This is a genomic window from Natronoglycomyces albus (genome assembly GCF_016925535.1).
Classification (GTDB): domain Bacteria; phylum Actinomycetota; class Actinomycetes; order Mycobacteriales; family Micromonosporaceae; genus Natronoglycomyces; species Natronoglycomyces albus.
This window is the reverse complement of the sequence record NZ_CP070496.1, coordinates 259,550-278,693: the sequence shown is the minus strand read 5'-3', so window position 1 is coordinate 278,693 and position 19,144 is coordinate 259,550. Positions and strand designations below refer to the sequence as shown.

The 19,144-nt window shown below is 62.7% G+C and carries 13 protein-coding genes and 1 tRNA gene; 2 read left to right on the top strand and 12 right to left on the bottom strand.

The features are described 5' to 3' along the window. Positions 1-28: 28 nt before the first annotated feature. The 3 genes from JQS30_RS01160 to JQS30_RS01150 form a co-directional block, all read right to left on the bottom strand. On the bottom strand, positions 29-937 hold the full coding sequence (locus JQS30_RS01160) for an ABC transporter ATP-binding protein (protein WP_246497992.1): 909 nt from the start codon (positions 935-937) through the stop codon (positions 29-31). Between the two features lie 171 nt (positions 938-1,108). Then, positions 1,109-2,047 (bottom strand): endonuclease/exonuclease/phosphatase family protein, encoded by a 939-nt coding sequence (locus JQS30_RS01155; protein ID WP_425498842.1) that lies wholly within the window; start codon positions 2,045-2,047, stop codon positions 1,109-1,111. Between the two features lie 236 nt (positions 2,048-2,283). Beyond that, a tRNA-Ser gene (locus JQS30_RS01150) sits at positions 2,284-2,373 on the bottom strand. Between the two features lie 131 nt (positions 2,374-2,504). On the opposite strand from JQS30_RS01150, the gene deoD reads away from it, so the two are divergent. Further along, positions 2,505-3,212 carry a purine-nucleoside phosphorylase gene (gene deoD / locus JQS30_RS01145; protein ID WP_213171583.1) on the top strand — a complete coding sequence of 236 codons (708 nt, stop codon included), beginning with the start codon at positions 2,505-2,507 and terminating at the stop codon, positions 3,210-3,212. Between the two features lie 595 nt (positions 3,213-3,807). Here the strand turns inward: deoD and JQS30_RS01140 are convergent. The 6 genes from JQS30_RS01140 to JQS30_RS01115 form a co-directional block, all read right to left on the bottom strand. After that, positions 3,808-4,245: a nucleoside deaminase gene (locus JQS30_RS01140; protein ID WP_213172911.1), complete on the bottom strand. Its 438-nt coding sequence runs from the start codon at positions 4,243-4,245 to the stop codon at positions 3,808-3,810. 132 nt (positions 4,246-4,377) lie between these two features. Then, entirely contained in the window at positions 4,378-4,869 is a 492-nt protein-coding gene (locus tag JQS30_RS01135) for a tRNA adenosine deaminase-associated protein (protein WP_246497989.1), read from the bottom strand. Positions 4,870-5,406: 537 nt separating this feature from the next. Then, entirely contained in the window at positions 5,407-6,927 is a 1,521-nt protein-coding gene (locus JQS30_RS01130; protein ID WP_213171581.1) for a PrsW family intramembrane metalloprotease, read from the bottom strand. Further along, positions 6,920-7,279, bottom strand: a complete 360-nt coding sequence (locus JQS30_RS01125) for an STAS domain-containing protein (protein ID WP_246497988.1) — start codon at positions 7,277-7,279, stop codon at positions 6,920-6,922. Before JQS30_RS01125 ends, JQS30_RS01130 begins: the two co-directional genes overlap by 8 nt. 739 nt (positions 7,280-8,018) lie before the next feature. Continuing rightward, positions 8,019-8,600, bottom strand: a complete 582-nt coding sequence (locus tag JQS30_RS01120) for a response regulator (RefSeq protein ID WP_246497987.1) — start codon at positions 8,598-8,600, stop codon at positions 8,019-8,021. After that, positions 8,597-13,258, bottom strand: a complete 4,662-nt coding sequence (locus tag JQS30_RS01115) for a HAMP domain-containing protein (RefSeq protein WP_213171580.1) — start codon at positions 13,256-13,258, stop codon at positions 8,597-8,599. Before JQS30_RS01115 ends, JQS30_RS01120 begins: the two co-directional genes overlap by 4 nt. A gap of 335 nt (positions 13,259-13,593) precedes the next feature. On the opposite strand from JQS30_RS01115, the gene JQS30_RS01110 reads away from it, so the two are divergent. Further along, positions 13,594-15,855, top strand: coding sequence for a SpoIIE family protein phosphatase (locus tag JQS30_RS01110; protein WP_213171579.1), 2,262 nt, complete (start codon positions 13,594-13,596; stop codon positions 15,853-15,855). A gap of 200 nt (positions 15,856-16,055) precedes the next feature. Here the strand turns inward: JQS30_RS01110 and JQS30_RS01105 are convergent, their stop codons facing one another. From JQS30_RS01105 to JQS30_RS01095, 3 genes are read right to left on the bottom strand one after another with little or no spacing between them, the layout of a single operon-like run. Beyond that, positions 16,056-17,102, bottom strand: coding sequence for a DUF4097 family beta strand repeat-containing protein (locus tag JQS30_RS01105; RefSeq protein ID WP_213171578.1), 1,047 nt, complete (start codon positions 17,100-17,102; stop codon positions 16,056-16,058). Then, the gene (locus JQS30_RS01100) at positions 17,102-17,746 is read right to left on the bottom strand and encodes a response regulator transcription factor (RefSeq protein ID WP_213171577.1); all 645 of its coding nucleotides are present in this window, start codon (positions 17,744-17,746) and stop codon (positions 17,102-17,104) included. Before JQS30_RS01100 ends, JQS30_RS01105 begins: the two co-directional genes overlap by 1 nt. 1 nt (position 17,747) lies before the next feature. Continuing rightward, a complete protein-coding gene (locus tag JQS30_RS01095) occupies positions 17,748-19,118 on the bottom strand; it encodes a sensor histidine kinase (RefSeq protein ID WP_213171576.1) in 1,371 nt (456 codons plus the stop codon). Positions 19,119-19,144 lie beyond the last annotated feature (26 nt).

Genomic DNA, 19,144 nt, shown 5'->3' with positions numbered 1-19,144 from the left:
CTTTTCGTTTGCTGCGGCAGCGCGTGCGCTAGCTGCTGCCGACCAGGTTGCCCTCGAGCAGTTCCCCGTCGCGAATCGTCACCACTCGTTGCGCTCGTTGGGCGACTTCGTGGTCGTGGGTGATGACGAGGATTGTCAGACCGCGCGCGTGTAGTTCGTCAAGGGTCTCCAGCACCGAGGCGGCCGTCTTCGAGTCCAGGTTTCCGGTGGGCTCGTCGCATAGCATCAACGATGGGTCGGTGGCCAACGCGCGGGCGATCGCCACGCGTTGACGTTCGCCCCCGGACAAGGTGGTCGGTAGGGCCGAGATGCGATGGGACAGGCCCACCTGTTCCAGCTTCTCGCGGGCGATGGTGCGGCGGCGGCCTCGGGCGATGCCCTTATAGACCAGTGACATCGCCACGTTTTCCTCCGCGGTGCGGTGGGCCATGAGGTGGAAGGCTTGGAAAATAAAGCCGACCTTCTCGCCTCGTAGCTTGGTGCGCATGCCCTCCTTCATCGTGGAGGTGTCGTGGCCGTCTAGATAGTAGGCCCCTGTCGTGGGTTGGTCGAGGAGACCAAGCAGGTTGAGCAGGGTGGACTTACCCGAACCAGACGGTCCCACGATGGCCAAATAGTCGCCTTCGTGAACGTCGAGGTCGATCGGCTTGAGTGCCTCGACCGGCGGGGGGCCCGGGTAGGTCATTCCGGCCTTGGACAATCGGATCAGCGGCTCTGTGGCTAGCTGCTGGGTCGACGTCTGATCGTGTGCGGGAGTCGTTTCGGCCGCTGGCTCCTCGACGCGGGGCAGGAGTAGCGTGTCGTCGGCCTCTGCGCTGCTGGCACGCTGGTGCGGCCGCGTGTGCGCGCCACGAGCGAACGGCAGCACCGAGGTGCGGCGGCGGCCTGTTTCGCCGTCGCCCGCGCTTGGCCCGGAGCGATCCTGAGGGACATTCATACTTACCTAACACCTCGCGACCTGCGGTTGGTTGCACCACAGAGTTGAGAGCCTCACGGTCTGGGCCCCGTACAGGAGGCGCGAGCGACGAATGCGCCCTTTTGACCGCTATGCCTCATGATGGCTGCCTTTTGGCAACCGAGTTCACACTCGACTGTATAGCGCGTGATCTCAAAGATTAAAGTCCGCCTGAACCGGCAGATGGTCCGACCCAGTCTGTGACAAGACCTGAGCGTCGGTCGCTTCCAAACCGCGATACAGGATTTGGTCAATCCGCGCAACCGGGAACGACGATGGCCAGGTGAACCCGAAGCCACGACCAGCGCTGGCATGGGCCGATCTCATTTGGTAGGTGATCGGGGCGAGAGTCTTATCTTGCATCGTGCCATTCAAATCGCCCATGAGGATGACTCGGTCGTAGGCGTCGGCCTCGATCGCGTCGCCCAGCATTTGCGCGGTGCGGTTACGTTGGTCGATCGTGAAACCCTCATCGGGCATGAGTCGCACCGACAACAAGTGCGCGACATAGATCGAGACATCGATACCCTCTACCTGGACTGTCGCCCGGAAGGCTCTCGTCCAGTCAATGCCGATATCGACCGGCTCCGAAACGCTAATGGGGTACTTCGACCACAAGGCCACTGTGCCGTAATCGGCCGTATAGGGGTACTGCTCGGCGAGTACATCGCGGTAGGTGGGCATCGCCTCGCTGGTGATCTCGACCAGCGCGACCACATCCGCGTTCGCATCCCGTACATGGCGGGCGGTCTCTTCGGGGTTCGGGTTGATGTCTTCGACATTGTGGGAGAGAACCCGGAAGTCTCCGGGGCCTTCGGATTTGTCCGGCAGCAAAGGCCCATACATATAGGCCCACACCAGACCCGGCAGGATGGCGACCACGATGGTGACGACGTTGCGTTTAAGGGCGGCCCACACCAGAAGCGGGATGATGGCCAGGCCAAACCACGGCAGGAAGGTTTCCACCAAACTGCCCAGGTTCCAAGCCCGATTCGGCAGATGACGATGAAACACGAACAGGCACAGCAACAGCACCGACAGGATCGTCAGTACCGCTCCGGAGACGCCGAACCGGCGAAATACGGTCACCAGGGAACCCCCACTCGACCCCGTGGTCTCGTTCGAGCACGGGAGATCAGCTTAGCTAAGGACCGGCGGCACTAGAGTGCGTCGGTTCGACAGTGTGGACGGGCCGCGACAAATGTTCGCAGCGGGCCCGGGATGCCGGTTGAGGATGGGTGACAACGGTACCTCAGCTGGCGCGGGCGGCCAGTGCCAGCCACATACGCGAAATCCCAGCTAAGAGTGAACCTTAGCTGGGATTTCTGTGGCGGTGGCGGTGGGATTTGAACCCACGAAGCGCTTGCACGCTTACTCGCTTTCGAGGCGAGCTCCTTCGGCCGCTCGGACACGCCACCGCCAAGAAGGCTACCGGATGCCTTCCGCCCCATGTTCACCGGCCCAATTTGAGACAGATCACACCCGTGACGCGTCACCAAAACCCCCAACCCGCCAAGATTCATAGGATGAATTGTGAGAAGCTGCTGATATGACTGCACATCTTTCCGCCAAGCCCGGCGACATCGCCGAGACGGTACTGATGCCCGGCGACCCGCTGCGCGCCAAGTGGATCGCCGAAACATTTCTCGACGACGCGACCTGCTACTCCTCTGTTCGCAACATGTTCGGCTTCACCGGCACATATAAAGGCGAACGCATCTCCGTGCAGGGATCGGGCATGGGAATGCCCTCAGCGTCCATCTACACCCACGAACTACTCGCCGAATACGGCGTCAAGACGCTCGTGCGGATCGGCTCGGGCGGCGCCATCACCGAACGGCTCGGCCTGATGGACGTCGTCGCCGGGATCGGGGCCGCCTCGGAATCCAACATGAACCGGCTGCGCTTCGGCGGAAACATCGACTACGCGCCCGTGGCCGATTTCGGCCTCCTTCGCAACGCCGTCGACGCCGCCGCCGATCGCGGAGTCAACCTGGAAGTCGGACAGATCCTCTCCGGCGACGTGTTCTACCACGACCACTGGGACATTTACGAAAAGCTCGCCGAATACGGCGTCCTGTGCGTGGAGATGGAAGCCGCCGCGATGTACACGCTGGCGGCGAAGTTCAACGCCCGGGCGCTGGCGCTCATCACCATCTCCGACCAGCTCATCACGAAAGAACACCTCGACTCCGACCAGCGGCAACAGTCGCTGACCGACATGGTCGAGATCGCGCTGGACACGGTGACACGCTAATAGGGCTTTAGTCCCGGCTGCCCATGCCGCAGGTTTTCCTGTGGCTGAGGCGGGCCAGGAGAGAAGCGACATAGGCATTCTCGAAGGTAGGTTGGGGCCAGTGCTTGTCGGCGCTGGCCCTTCTTCGTGCCCGCAGCGCCGCAGGGTTCGATCCATGTGCGGCACGCTGACCCCTTCGCCACTGGACGATGAGGCTCACGGCCGAGAGAATCGCTCCGGCTCACCGCCTTAGACGGGTGTGCCTAACATGAATGAATCTCGATTCTCATGCCCGCGCCAGTGCCCACGGGGCGGGAGGCTAGACGGGGATGGCGACGCTCATTTAGTGGGTGAGCTGCCATGACAGCATTACGTGAAACATTTTCACCCTGGGGTCCCCCAAATCTCATTGTCCCAAAAATCCGCTTTGGGCGTCAAGGAGCACTTCGTTGCCTGTGGATAACTGCCAGCGCTGTGAGGCACAAATGATCGGGGCCAGGCACCGACCTCAACACCGCCGCAGACCAAGAACTCGCTCCTTAGGCCTGCGCTAGCCGCGCTGGTGAAATCACGGACAGCCAGTGCCAACGATGACTATTCGGTCGCGCAGCTCGGCTCAGGCACCGTGGCGACGGCCGTTCATATAGTCGCGTAGCATCGCCGCGCTCTCATCGGCCAAAACCCCCGGGTACACCTCGGGCCGGTGGTTCAGGCGCTGATCACGCACCACGTCCCACAACGAACCCACAGCCCCCGTCTTCGGCTCCCAGGCCCCAAACACGATGCTGCCAACGCGCGCCAACACCGCCGCCCCCGCACACATCGTGCACAGCTCCAACGTCACCACCAACGTGCAGCCCTCCAGCCGCCACCCATCCCCATACACCTGAGCCGCCTGGCGCATGGCCAGGATCTCAGCATGAGCGGTGGGATCGGCGTCAGCCTCCCGGCGGTTAACGGCCGAGGCGAGTTCAACCAGGTCCGGGGAGAACACCACCGCGCCCACCGGAACATCATCTCCCGATTGGGAGGCAACCTCCAGCGCCCGGCGCATAAGGTCAGTGTGCAAACGATTCACCGACGTCATCGGAGGGTGCCATTCCGTACCGGGCCAGGGATTCCCTGAGCGAGGTTCTGGGCCGAAACGGTCGTTGCGAACCGGGCGAGCACAAGCATCAGACTCGCATCAGGCGTCGCTGACGGCTTCCAAAGCCTCGGCGCAGCCAATGCGCTCGGCCAACTCGGTCATCACGTCGGTGGGAAGCATCCCGTCCTTGGCACACAGGGCCAACAACATTGCCGAGGGAACACCGAGGTCGCTCAAGAGGTCGGCTTCGCCGACCGGCTCCGCGTCAAGTTCGGTCGGGCGGCGCACCGCCGCCTCTTCGTCCTCTTCGTCGAAATCGTCGTGATCGTCCGGCTCCAAGTCGGCCAACAGGGTCTCGCCCAAGCGGCTTTGCGAGGCATATTCGGCATCAGAGCCGAAAGCACGCAGATCGTCGCCCTGATCGAGGCGCAAGATCGTCAAATATGAGTCGTCGGCATCGACGAAGAGCAGCGCCACCTCAGCGTCTGGGTTGACATCCCGCATGACTTCAGCGGCGTCTTCGATGTCGGCGATGTCGTCCAGATCAACTTCGGAAGCTTCCCACTGGTCACCAGTCCTGGTGGCAGTCACAGCGAAATACGACACGATTCCGTCCCCGCAAAAGTAAGATTGTTTGGCCTTGACAAAGAAAAGAGTGGTCCAGCTGGTAAGGGCTTAAAGCAACTGAAGGCTATAAGGGTATGTAACCACATGACCCAGCTGCCGCCCAGCACAAAATGCATTTCGATGACTAGGCCTGCGACCGCTACGGCCATGCCACTGACGCCCACGATTCCGGTGGCGACACCGCGATCACCATATCGGAACAATAGCGCCGAGGCCGCAGCCGCGATCATACTTGCCGCGAACGTCACCCAAGTGAACGAGGTGGCGGTTCTCGCAAAAGCTAGCAACCACACCAGATACCACAGAAATGCCGCGCCGGAACCTGCCAAAACCATGCTTGGCCGCACCGGATGCACCTCACGGAAAATGGGGCGACGCGCGACCGGGTACGACAAGCCCCCCGGCACGACCGGATGCGCAGGGGTGATCAAGCCCGGGTAATGCCCGCCAGTCGCGGCGGGAAACGGGCCGGAATCGCCGGAAGCGAAAGGCTGTCGAGGGTCATGCATAGGTCTGAGAATACGCCTGAGGAGCCGGATTCATCGGTATAGGCATAACCGGTTCATGCGGTGGCGATAGCGAACGCACCTTGCCGTCGGGGAAAGTCACCTGGTAGTTCGTTCCATCCCACAACGCGCGGGGCATCAGTGGGTCCCGCTGGACGTAATAGGCGCGAGCCGTCCGCAATGCCCCGAGCAGCTCGAACTCACGGTCAGGGTCGAACGGCTCACCAACACTGTGGCGGCGGCGCACATCTGCCAAATCATCGGCGGCACGCTGGAAATCGCGCATGTGTCGTTCGCCCTCGGCCCCGGCGACGCGACGAGCCCAGGCGCGGGCAGCCGTCCGGCGTGAATATGTCGCCAGCGACGCCACTTCGGGCGGGGAAATCCAGCCCGCGTTCACATAGGGCACCAAGAGCGTCTCGCAGCGACGGGCATCCCGAGCCCGTACCCACAGAGCCAAGGCCACCATGGTGAAGAACAGCGGCACCATGAAGCCCAGATAGACCGCGAACATGGCGGCGGGGTCTATGGCGGCACCGATCGTCGCGGCACCGTTCCACAGGGCGTGTAGGGCCATTCCGGCGAGGACTCCGGCACTGATGAGGAAGAAATTACGCACGGGTCGCCCACGCTTGGCAGCGGCGAGACCAAGCCCGATGGCGATGAGCCCGGTCATGAGCGGATGGGCGAACATTGTGGCGAGCCCCCGCACGAGCACCAACTGGGTGACCAGGGCGTAGCCCGCTTGTTCGCTGAGCATTTCGGTACCGGTGACATAGATGCCGCCCGCGTACAAGATGTTCTCCACGATGGCGAACCCGGCGGCAGCCAAGCCACAGTAGACGATGGCGTCGAGCAGTCCGTTGAAGTGACGGCGAGCGAAGAAGAACACCAGGAGAGGCCCGGCGAACTTGCCCAATTCCTCGATGATGGGCGCAACGACGACCGGAACGGCGGTCATGGGGATATCGCGGGATTCGAACAGCACGGCAAAGCCGGTGTTGACTCCCAGGGCGATGGCGGTGGCCACGCAGGCGCCCCAACCAAAGCTGAACGCCAAAAGCAGCCAAGGTCGGCCCTTGTGACGACCGAGCCACACGAACGTGCCGACCAAAAGCGGTGCGGGAGCCAGGGCGGCGATAGTGCCGACAACGTAGGCATCGTGGCCGAGGTTGTCGATAATCTGCCAGGAGAGGATGCCGAAACCGATCGCGAAGAGAACGATGGAGCCGACAATGGTCAGCAATCGGCGAGTTTCGGGGCGCACGCGACCTGACTTCGGCTGGCCGGAGGCCACCGGTGGACTTTGAGCGTGCGCATGAGCCGGCGGGTCCGGGTAGGACGCCGGTGACGGGGCGTCGGCAGCTGGCGTCTGGGGCTCAGCACCGGGTGCCTGTGGGGCCTGCGGCTGGCTTTCCGAGCCTGCGGTTGCCGTATCTGGTTGTGGCGGCTGGGCCGCTTGATCAGGGTTCGGCTTCGGGTCAGGTCCGAGCGGGGAAGGGTCGGAATTAGTCATGGCGAGAAGGCTCGTCGAAGGTCGCTGGCTGTGCGTCCCGAATGACGAACTGGTCGTCCATGCCGGTGACATGCAGCAGCCGGGTGAGGAAAGCGGTCAAATTGGCAAGGACCAAGACCGAGCGGGAACGAGTAGCCGCGCGGCGCAGCACGACGAGCGTGCCCAAGCCCTGCGAGTCGCAGAACGTCACGCCGTTCATGTCGAAGACAAGGCGGGCAGGGGCATCCGCGAGCGCGTCATCCACTGTGTCAGTCAGTCGCTGTACTGTGTGGATGTCAATTTCGCCCGTTAGCGCCACGATCGTCTCATTCGATTCGTGGTGCACCTTAATGTCCAGTCCTGGGTTCACCACATCACTAAGCCTAACTGACGTTGCAAGGAGGTCGCCTGAGGCGCGTGGCTCAATTCTGTAACGGAGATCTGAGTCTGCGCTGAGAAAACGTCGTTGGCTTCTCAGCTAAGGACGCCTCGGCCTTCGTCCCTGGAGTTGGGGATCATGCGAAGTTAGTGGTCGAGGCCATTCAGTCCCGTTTTCAACGCGAACCTCCTCAGGCGAGGACGGCCGGTGCCGCCTCGCTGAGGATTATGTCATCTTTTGCGCATGCGTGCAGCTTCACTGTGGATTGTGAAATGGCCTGCCGGGCTCAGCGGGTGTCTCACGCCGCTGCTTGGTGGTGAGCGCTGAGGGTTCACCCAGTGGGCACGAAAGTCTGCTCACCAGGGCGCCCTTTGGGAGAAGTGGCCTCTTACGGTCGCGACGGGGTTGCTGGCGACACCAGACAAAGATGAAAAATTCTCACCTAGGGACCCCCTTTTTTATTGTCCCAAAAATCACGATTTGACGTCAAGGACGAACGTGCAAGCCTGTGGACAACGTCGGTGGGGTCCGCGTCATTCCCTTGTCCACCAGTTGAAACCCGCAACATTCGGTCCCTGCGGCGCACGTGGTCGCCAGAGGGCAGCCACTGCTGTAGATCCACTAGCGCAGGAGGACTGCCCAAACCAGGTACGCGCAAAGGTGCCACCAAATAGCGCACCCAATGCCATAGCGCGGCCAGATAACTCATGACCGAGCCGCGCCATTCGACGCCTCAGTTGGGCGTGGGAGTCTCCTCGCCGATCAGTTCCGAACGGATCGACTCCAGCTCCGCCGGCCGCCCCTGCTGGCTGCTGTAAGCATCAAGCCTCTCGGCCACCTGATGCAGCTTCTCCGCGGCATACTCGGCCCGCCTAACGGCGTCCTCGGCCCGCGAAGCGGTCGTCCGCAGCTGCTCGCCCCGGTCCCACAAGTCGATGAAAACACCGATCTTCGTTCGCAGCATCCACGGATCAAACGGCTTGGTGATGTAGTCCACCGCACCAACCGAATAGCCACGCATAGCCAAATGAGAATCGCGGTCCGCCGCGGTCAAGAAGATAATCGGCGTGTGCCGAGTCTTCTCCCGCTGCTTAATGTGCCGTGCGGTCTCGAAACCATCCATGCCAGGCATTTGCGCGTCGAGAAGAATCACCGCGAAGTCCTCGCGCAACAGCTTCTTCAGTGCCTCTTCACCGGAATTGACGGCAACGGTCGTCACCGGCATTCCCTGCATAATCGCTTCCAACGCCAGCAGATTTTCCTGCCGATCGTCCACCAACAGCACTCGCGCACCACGCGCAGGTTTCACTGTCATTGCTCCTCTGTCCCAGCCTCGGATTCGCGATCGGCGACATCCGTCCCAGCCTCAGTCGTGTCGACCTCGTTGGCCCTGACTTCGGACTCTGCCCTCTGAGCGGCCCCACCAATGCTTTCATCCGAGGCGGACTCATCGGGGTCAAAATCCGCCGTGTTCCTGGCCTGATTCTCTCCGGAACCAGCCACGGCAGTTTCCTTGGGGGTACTGTCGTTACTGGTAGCACCGCCCGAACCACTCGTGATGAACGGGGCCATCGCGTCCAGTAGTTGGTCCATGTCAACGGGTTTGGTGATGTAGGCCGAACCACCCGCCGCCATCGAGCGATCCCGATCCTCCGTCATCGCCTGAGCGGTCAAGAAAATGATCGGCAAATCGGCGAACTGATTCATCTTGCGAATCGCCCGCGTCGTCTCGTTCCCGTCCATACCCGGCATCGCCGAATCCATGAGGACAATGTCGATGTCTGGGTTTTCCTGCAACGCGGCGATACCGTCGGCGCCATTTTCCGCGTACTCGACATCGATGCGGTGTAGCTCCAGCGCGGCAGTCAGCGCGAACACGTTACGCACATCGTCATCAATGATCAAAACGGTGATGCCCTCCAAATGCTTGGCCGAGGCCGATGAGGAACGCGACTTCACTTCCTCGGAGAGAATCTCATGCTGCGGCTTGGAGATCGGCTGCTTGTTACCACGGAAACCAACCCGCGAATGGCCGCTATTGCGCGCCAGCGCGGGAGCGGCCACCGACGGTTCTGAGGAATCAACGGTTTCGAAACCGCTCTCACTGGGTTCCACGGCCAGCGCGCCTGGCACGTAGAAGGTGAAGACCGAGCCCTGTGGGCCGGTCGCGTCGATGGTCACGTCGCCGCCGAGCATCTCCGAGAGTGACTTGGAGATGGACAGGCCCAGGCCGGTGCCGCCGTAGTTGCGGCGGGTAGTGCCGTCGACTTGTTTGAATGGTTCGAAAATGAGGCTTTGTTTGCTGGCGGGGATGCCGATGCCGGTGTCGATGACTGACACCGAGTAGACCTCGTTGGCTTCGTCGAGCCGTTCGATGCCGAAGCGGTGCGTCGCGGGCATTTTGCCCACGCGCACGGCTACTTCTCCGTCGTGGGTGAATTTGACGGCGTTGGAGAGCAGGTTGCGTAGCACTTGCTGGAATTTCTGGCCGTCGGTGTAGAGGATCTCTGGCACGTCGTCGTCGACGGTGACGGAGAAGTCGAGGCCCTTGTCCTCGCATTGGGGGCGGAAGGTCGACTCCATGTCGGCCAGGACTTCCGGTAGTGGTACTTCGTGTACTTCGACGTCCATGCGTCCGGCTTCGATCTTGGACAGGTCGAGGATGTCGTCGATGAGGGTGAGCAGGTCGGATCCGGCGTTGTGGATGGTGCGGGCGAACTCGATTTGGCGTGGAGTCAGGTTCTGCTCGGTGTTTTCGGTCAGCAGTCGGGCCAGCAGTAGTAGCGAGTTCAGTGGCGTGCGTAGTTCGTGGGAGACGTTGGCGAGGAACTCGCTCTTGTACTTCGATGCTTGGGCCAGCTGGTCGGCTTTTTCCTCGATGTCTTGGCGGGCTTGTTCGACTTCACGGTTTTTGTATTCGATCGCGCGGTTTTGGGCCGAGAGCAGCGTGGCTTTTTCTTCGAGTTCGGCGTTGGTCGCCTGCAACTGGCTGGATTGTTCCCGCATGTCGGTGGCCATGCGCTGTGATTCGCGCAGGAGGACTTCGGTGCGGTTGGCTGCCTCGATGGTGGCCAGCGCGACGCCGATGTTGTCCACCAGTGAGTCGAGGAATTTCAGGTGTAGTGGGGAGAATTCGTTGAATGAGGCGAATTCGATGACGCCGCGCACTTCTTCTTGGAATTGGACGGGTAGGACTACTAGGTCGGCGGGGGCGGCTTGGCCGAGCCCGGAGGTGATGTCGAGGTAGCCCTCGGGCACGTCTCGCATGCGGATGGTGCGTTTGCTGGCGGCGGCTTGGCCGACGATGCCTTCGTGTTCGGAGATGACGACTTCGCTCGATGGGTCGGGGTGTCCGTAGACAGAGGTGAGGAAGTATTCGGCTTCGCCGGTGACGTTCTTTTCCTTCTTGACGAAGAAGGTTCCGGTTTGCGCGTCGACCAGGGGCGTCACTTCGTTCATGATCATTTGGGTGACGTCTTCGACGTCGCGGCGTCCTTGGAGGAGGCCGGAGACGCGGGCGAGGTTGGAGTTGAGCCAGTCCTGGTCGGCGTTTTTGGTTGTCTGGTCTCGCAGTGAGGAGATCATTTGGTTGATCGACTCGGTTAGGTCGGAGATTTCGCCGGCTGCTTCGACGTCGACGAATTGGGTGTGGTCGCCGCGGGCCACCGCGTGGGCGACATTGGCGATGGCTCGAAGTTGCAAGGTCAGGGTCGAGGCCAGGGAGTTGACGTTTTCGGTCAGGGCCAGCCACGTGCCGGAGACGCCTTCGACTTCGGCTTGAGAGCCGAGGTTTCCTTCGATGCCCACTTCGCGGGCCACCCTGGTGACTTCCCCGGCGAAGGAGGACAGTTGGGCGACCATGGTGTTGACGGTGTTTTTCAGCTGGAGGATTTCGCCTTGCGCGTCGACGGTGATCTTTTGTCCCAGGTCACCTTGGGCGACGGCGGTCGTGACCGAGGCGATGTTTCGCACCTGGCTGGTCAGGTTGGAGGCCATCGAGTTGACGTTGTCGGTCAGGTCCTTCCAGATGCCGGAGACGCCGGGTACGGAGGCTTGACCTCCCAGGCGGCCTTCGGTTCCCACTTCGCGGGCCACCCGGGTGACTTCATCGGCGAAGGAGGACAGCTGCCCGACCATCGTGTTGAGGACGGTTTTGAGCTCCAGCATCTCCCCTTGCGCATCGACGGTGATTTGCCGGGATAGGTCACCTTGGGCCACGGCGGTGGCCACCGAGGAGATGTTGCGCACCTGAGTGGTGAGGTTTGAGGCCATCGAGTTCACCGAATCGGTGAGGTCTTCCCAGATGCCGGAGGCGTCGCGCACGTTGGCTTGACCGCCGAGGCGGCCTTCGGTTCCCACTTCTCGCGAGACTCGGGTGACTTCGTCGGCGAATTGGGAGAGTTGGTCCACCATCGTGTTGAGCGTGGTCTTGAGGTCGAGGAACTCGCCTTGGGCATCGACGGTGATCTTCTTGGAGAGGTTTCCGCCAGCCACGGATGTGGCCACCGAGGCGATGTTTCGCACCTGGGCGGTGAGGTTGAACGCCATGAGGTTCACGTTTTCGGTTAGGTCTTTCCAAATGCCGGAGACTCCGACGACGTGGGCTTGGCCGCCGAGTTTTCCTTGGCTGCCCACTTCGCGGGCCACCCTGGTGACCTCGTCGGCGAAGCTGGAGAGCTGGTCGACCATCGTGTTGACGGTGTCTTTGAGTTCGGCGACCTCACCGGAGGCGTTAACGGTGATCTTGTGGGAGAGGTTCCCGGAGGCGACGGCTTTGGTGACCAGCGAAATGTTTCGCACTTGGTCCGTCAAGTTGGAGGCGAGCTGGTTGACGTTCTCGGTCAAGTCTCGCCACGTGCCGGAGACGCCGTATACCTGGGCTTGGCCGCCCAGGCGACCCTCGGTGCCCACTTCGCGGGCCACACGCGTGACCTCCCCGGCGAAGGAGGACAGCTGGTCGACCATCGTGTTGACGACTGTCTTCAATTCGAGGATTTCGCCTTGCGCGGCGACGGTGATTTTCTGGCCCAGGTCACCTTGGGCCACGGCCGTGGCGACTTGGGAGATGTTTCGCACCTGGCTGGTCAGGTTGGAGGCCATCGAGTTGACGTTGTCGGTCAGGTCCTTCCACGTTCCGGCTACGCCCGGCACCTCGGCCTGGCCACCCAGGCGACCCTCGGTGCCCACTTCGCGGGCCACACGCGTGACCTCCCCGGCGAAAATGCGCAACGTCTCGGTCAGCGAGTTGACGGTACCGGCCAGGTCGGCGACCTCGCCCTTCGCGGCGACGTCGATGGACTGAGTCAGGTCACCTTCGGCGATGGCGTTGGTCACTTGGGAGATCGAACGCACCTGGTCGGTCAGGTTCGACGCCATGGTGTTCACCGAGTCGGTCAAAGACCGCCAGGTGCCGGAGACGCCTTGCACGTCGGCTTGACCGCCCAGTTTGCCGTCGGTGCCGACTTCGCGGGCGACTCGCGTGACCTCGTCGGCGAAGGAGGACAGCAGGTCCACCATCCGGTTCACGGTCTCACCGATGCGACGGAATTCACCGCGTAGCGCCGTGCCGTCAAACTCCAGGGCGGCCTGTTGGGTCAGGTCACCTTGGGCGACCGCGTCCAGCACGCGGGCGATCTCGGTGGTGGGCCGCACGAGCTCTTCGACCAGGCGATTGACTGCTTCCGCGCCGTCTTGCCAGCCGCCGTCGACGTGTTCGACGTCCATGCGTTCCAGCCAGCGCCCTTCGACACCGACGACGCGGCTGATGCGTTTGAGTGAGCGTGTTTGTGTGTCGGAGCGTTCCACGACTGCGTTGAAGCGGTCGATGACTTCGCCCGCTAGGCCCTCGCGGCGGGGCAGGCGCACGGTGAAATCGCCGCGCTCCACGCGCCGTAGAGCGTCGGCGAGGCTCTCCAGCAGCTCGCTTTCAGGCTCAGATGTCATGTTATCGGCAACTTCACGGGTGTCCGTCATCGAAGCTCATCCTTCGCAAGGGTTGGCACCGCCTTTGGCACAAGGCTGCGGCGGCTCCCCAAGCTTGGTGCCCGCTTGCGAAACGCCATCTGTGGAGGCTGGGTCCACGACGAGGTTTCGCCTGCGAGGCTCCTGGTTGCTCAACGGGGAGGCATGCCGACTCGTGTACTGGCGGTGAAGACCAGACCCCAAGGTTGGCATATACGAGGGACAAGCGCTAGTTAGCGGCCCCGAGCCAGCGATGTGAATCCGGATATATCGGGTGGGGCGCCCACGAGGGGACGCGCGACGTCACTGGCCACAGCGCCATCGGCGGCTACGGTTGGCGACCCTGTTTGACGGCTGGGTCGGCCGGGGAGCCGCGCAACCTGGGAATTTCGGACAAGCCGACCAGGCTGCCGCTGATGGCCGCGCCTGGCGCTGGGCTGCGCGGAGGGGAACGGTTGTTCCCCTCACAGACATGGCGCGTACGGGCCGCTGGTGCCACGGCCGCCGATTCCAGGCGCGAAATCGGCGGCCGGAGTGCTGACCTCGCGCGGCCAGCCGACTACACTGAAGAGGTGTCTGAGCCAGTGCATCGCCGCCTCCAGCTGCCGGCCAACGATCGTTCCCCGGCCGCCGCGCGCGCTGCCGTGCGAGAAGTTCTGCAAGACTCCGGCATGCGCGACCTCATGGATGAGGCGCTGTTGTTGACCACGGAGTTGACAACCAACGGCGTCGTCCACGCTGGCACGGATATCCAGATTGACGCTGTGGGCAACGAGGCGGGTCTGCGTGTCACCGTGACCGATTTCCGCTCCGGCTCGGTCGAGCCGGCCGATACGACCCCGCCCGATGTGACCGCCGAAGGTGGGCGCGGCCTGCTGCTAGTCGACCAGTTCGCCACCGCGTGGGGCACCACCCATGACGCCATCGGCAAGTCCATTTGGTTTAGGCTCGCCCGCCCCGGCAGTGGCGACGATGCCCAAGCCCACGTGGCGACGCAATCTATCGAGGCTCAGCCGCTGCCGGAGACCTACCACGACGTGCCGCACCCGGTCGGCAGTATCAACGCGACCGAAATCTCGCAACTGTTGTCGGTCTCCTCGGAGATGCAAAACCGGCTCAGCCTGCCGCGGCTGGTCGAAGAACTGCTGCACCGGCTCCAGATCGTCACTGGGGCCGCCGGCGCCCGAGCAACCATCGACTATGGCGACACACGCGGCGAGAACACCCTGGCTAGCTGTGGTTCGCAGACGCAGGTCACCTTTAGCGCCCCCATCCCGGTCAACTCGCCACATCGGGGCCGCCTGCACTTGTTTGGGCAAAAACCGGAGAACACCAGCTGGGACGTACCGGCGGCGTTGAGCGCCGAACGGATCGCGCTGGCGGTGGAGGTGCATCGACTGCGCACCGATGAACGGGAGCGGTCGGGGTGGCTCAATTTCCTTGCCGGGGCTGGGGAGATTCTCGCTCACAGCCTGCGGGAGGACCTGACTGTCGCTTTGATCCCGCAATTGGTGGTGCCGCGACTGGGCCAGTGGGCGGCCGTGCACCTGGTGACGTCGACGCCGCAGGCGATGATTCCGCGTTTGGCCAGCGTGCAGCACGCTTCCGAGGCGGAGTTGCCGCATTACCGCAAGCTCCTGACCGAAGCGGCCGACGGGGTCACCGAGGAACTCAACACCTTCGTGCATCGAGGTATGGAGGTGCCGCTGCCGCATCCGTTGGAGGGCATCGCGGTGCCGTTGGAGGCGGGCGGGAATGTGCTCGGGGTGTTGTCGGTGGGCCGCCCTGAGGGCCGTGCCCATACCGCCGAGGAGCGCGACGTCATTATCGACCTGGCGAAACGCTGCGCTTTGGCTTTGGACAACGCCCACATTCACACCGAGCGGGAGCAAGTCGCCCGTGACTTCCAGGCCGCGCTGATGCCGCAGGCTCTGCCGGAGGTGCCTTGGGCGTCGTTCGCCGCCGAGTATCTTCCGGCGACCTCGTTTGGTACCCACGTGGGCGGTGACTTCTATGACGTCATGCCGTTGACCGAGGGGCGAGTGTGGGCTTCGATCGGCGACGTGTGTGGCAAGGGCGCGCAGGCCGCGGCTGTGACTGGCATCGTGCGCGACGTTTTGCGGGTGATGATCCGCGACGGGCGTCCCCTGCCGCGGGCGCTAGAGCTTCTCAATTTGACTTTGCTCGATCAGCCGGACAACACCCGCTATGCGACGGTGGCCAGCGCGATCTTGCATCATAAAGAGGGCGGCATGGAGGCGCAGCTGTGTCTGTCGGGCCATGACCGGCCGCTGCTTTTGCGCGCAGATGGCGGCACGGAGTGGGTCGGCCGGGAGGGTACGGCTGTCGGGTTGCTGCCGGAGATCAAGACGCAGCCGGTGACGGTGCCGATGGGTCCTGGGGATGCGCTGGTGTTGTTCACCGATGGGGTGACTGAGCGGCGGGAGGGTTCCCAGATGTTTGGGCTGGATCGGATCACTCAGGTGTTGCGGCCTGCCGCTGGGGAGTCGGCGGAGGCTATCGCGGCGCGGTTGCGTTCGGCCGTGGAGGAGTTTTCGATGGAGGCTCCGCGTGATGACATGGCCATTTTGGTGTTGCGCGCCAAGTGAGGGGCAGCTTGCGCGCGATATGCCAACGAGTCGAGGTCGGCATTCTGGAACACCTGGGGACACCAATACGCGGCTGCGGCGATCGTGCGTTCTCACTGGCTGGGCATCTGCGAAAAGATACTGTCGCGATGTGGCCTCACGCGAAGGCGTGAGGCCACATTCTTTCTTTGATCTCTTGGTATTGGGTTCAGGCACTGCCACTAGCGATAGAAAACGTCGATGTCGCCGTGGTTGGTGATTGCCTCGAAGTGGTGACGTGATGGGGCCGAGGTCGCCACTTCGATGTTCACATCTCCGTGGTTTGTGTTTGAGGAGAAGTTGATCGGCGTGTTGTGGTTGGGTATGAAGACGACCACGTCCCCGTGGTTGGTGGTCAGCTTCGCTGAGGTCGGCAATGTAGCGACGTCGAGTTCGATTCCGCCGTGGTTGGTGTCGAGGGTGATGGTGTCGGCGGAGGTGTTGGCTACCTCGATGTTGCCGTGGTTGGTTCGGGCGTAGAGTTCTTCGCTGCCTCCGTCGATGTGAAGGCGACCGTGTCTGGTGACGGCATGGATTGCGCCTGTGGTGCCTGTGATGGCTAGGTTGCCGTGGTTGCTTTCGGCTTCCACGTTGCCCTCGACGTTGTTGATGGTGATTTTCCCGTGGCGGCTGTACGCCCACACGTCGCCTTCGATCTGGCTTATATCCACCTGCCCGTGGGCACTTTCGGCGCGCACTTCGCCGGTGGCTCCGGAGATATCGAGGCGTCCGTGTCGAACTGAGATGTCAATGGGGGCGTTCGTGTCGCGGATCTGGACGCGGCCGTGGCTGACGTGGCCGCTGACGGCGGTGCCTTCTGGGACGGTGATGTCGTAGGAGACTCGGCAGTCGGGACCAACGACCATCCACATGAACCGGCAGCCTTCCATGGTCACGTGCAGTTTCTCGGGTGAATGGTCCTCGCGGTAGGTGGGCTCGACGAAAACGGTCAAGACTTCGCGTTCGACGACGATTTCGTCCGTGTCGCCCACGGTGATGTTCACGTTGCCGTTGTCGATGTCGAGTACGACTTCGTCCGATGCCGGATAGCTGGCGGCGTTTTCCTCAATGTCGCGGGCGAAGTAGTACACGGCGACGAGGAGGCCCCCGACCAGGGCTAGAGCGGCGATAAAGGCGATGAGGACGCGCACCGCGTTTCCCATCGCTTGCGCGAATGGCGAAGGCGGGCTGGGCTTTTGGGCGTCTGTGGTGGTGTTTGGGTAAGACATTAGGACTCCAGGAATCTGAGAACCGCCAGGACACGGCGGTTGTCGCCGGTCGCCGATGGGAGGTCGAGTTTGTTGAGTATGTTGCCGATGTGCTTTTCCACCGCCCCGTCGCTGAGCGTGAGCACGCGTGCGATTCCGGCGTTGGAGCGTCCCTCCGCCATGAGCGCGAGGACGTCGCGTTCGCGTGGGGTGAGCCGGTCGAGTGGGTCTTTACGGTGGCTGCGTACCAGCAACTGGGAAATGACCTCGGGGTCGAGCGCGGTTCCTCCGTCGTTGACCCGGTTGACCGCGTCAACGAAGTCCCCTACGTCGGCAACGCGGTCTTTGAGCAAATATCCGACCCGGTGGGTGTTTTGCGAGATGAGTTCGGTGGCGTATTCTTCCTCGACGTATTGGCTGAGTACGAGGACGGCCGTTGCGGGAAAGCGGCGCCGGATCTCGATGGCGGCGCGAATGCCTTCGTCGGTGTAGGTGGGAGGCATCCGTACGTCCACAATGGCGAGGTCGGGGTTGAGTTCGGCCACGTGCCGCAGCAGTGATGCCGCGTCGTCGGCTTCTCCCACCACGTCAATCCCCGCGTCGCTCAAAAGTCGAATCAGGCCCGTGCGTAGCAACACCGAGTCCTCGGCGATAACTAGTCTCACCTCATTTGCTCCCTTCGGGCGAGTCGATACCCTCCTGGGAACCATCGGCGCGTAGGTCAACCGTGCTCTGCGCATCGTGGTCGGCGGACTCTCGACGCCCGGCGGGCAAGAGGGCCCTAATGATGGTCGGTCCGCCGACGGGGCTGGTGATCTCAAGTCCGCCATCGATGGCCGCCACCCGGTCGGCCAGGCCGCGCAAGCCGGTGCCGCGTGCGGGGTCAGCGCCGCCTTGGCCGTCATCGGTGACCTCAACCTCCAGCACATCGTCGGTGCGGACCACCTTGACGTTGATGTGGTTTGGGCGGGTGTGCCGCACGGCGTTGCTGATCGCCTCGCACACGATGTAGTACGCGATGCCTTCAATGGTTGGCCCCGGTCGTCGGTCCACGTTGACGTTAACCGAGACGGGCACCGAGGAGCGGGCCGAGATCGCCGACAGCGCGGCTCCCAAACCCCGGTCGTTAAGGATTGCCGGGCTAATTCCACGCACTATGTCGCGCAATCCGCTCAGGGCCTCTTTGGCCCCCGTGTGGGCTTCGTCCAGTAGCTGCGCGGCGGCCTGGGGGTCGTGGGCCATCTTCTCGCGCGCCATTCCCAACAGCATCGCCAGCGACACGAGCTGCTGGCCCGCGCCGTCGTGTAGGTCGCGTTCGATGCGGCGGCGTTCGTTCTCGGCGGCGTCAACCATGCGGGAGCGGCTAGTTGACAACTCGTCGACTCGTACTCCCAGCTGTTCCTTCGCCGAGCGCCCCAGCAAGGCGGTGGCCAACGCGATGTCGATGTGCGCCAGCGAGCGCAACACCAGGGGAATAAACGGCAGCATGGCCACCCCGGCGATAAGACCGAGAGCCGTCACCAGCCATACGCCTATTTCTCCGAAGTCCGCCCCCAGCAACAGCATCCGCACCGGTATCGACAGCAGGCCCACCGGCACCGACCAAACGACGATCGTCAAGGTGAAAGTGAAGATGGCCACGGGCAGGCGCGCCATGAAGTATCCGAAGTAGCGCCACGTGTCGCGGTGCATCGCCCATGCCCAGAGTCGTTGGTGCCAACCGCCTTCGGGGGTGAACTTCGGCGGTGGCTCGATGCGGGTTTCCAGAAACGTCTCGACGAGCCACCGTTGGGCTACGGCGCTGCTGCGCACAACCACAATCCACAGCCCAACGAAAAGCAAACCCACCGGATAGATAATCAGCAGCGGCACGCCGGTGGAGCCGACGACCACCGGCAGTACAAAAGCCACGATCGCTAGCGGGAAACCAAGGAGGAAGTAGACGGTGGCCAACCCAATTTGGGATGGCCTCATACCGAAGAGGAACCGAGCGAGCCCTGGCTTGCCGGCCACGTGAGTCATAGAATCAGTAGACATAAGGCAACTTTATGGTTCGCTGTGAC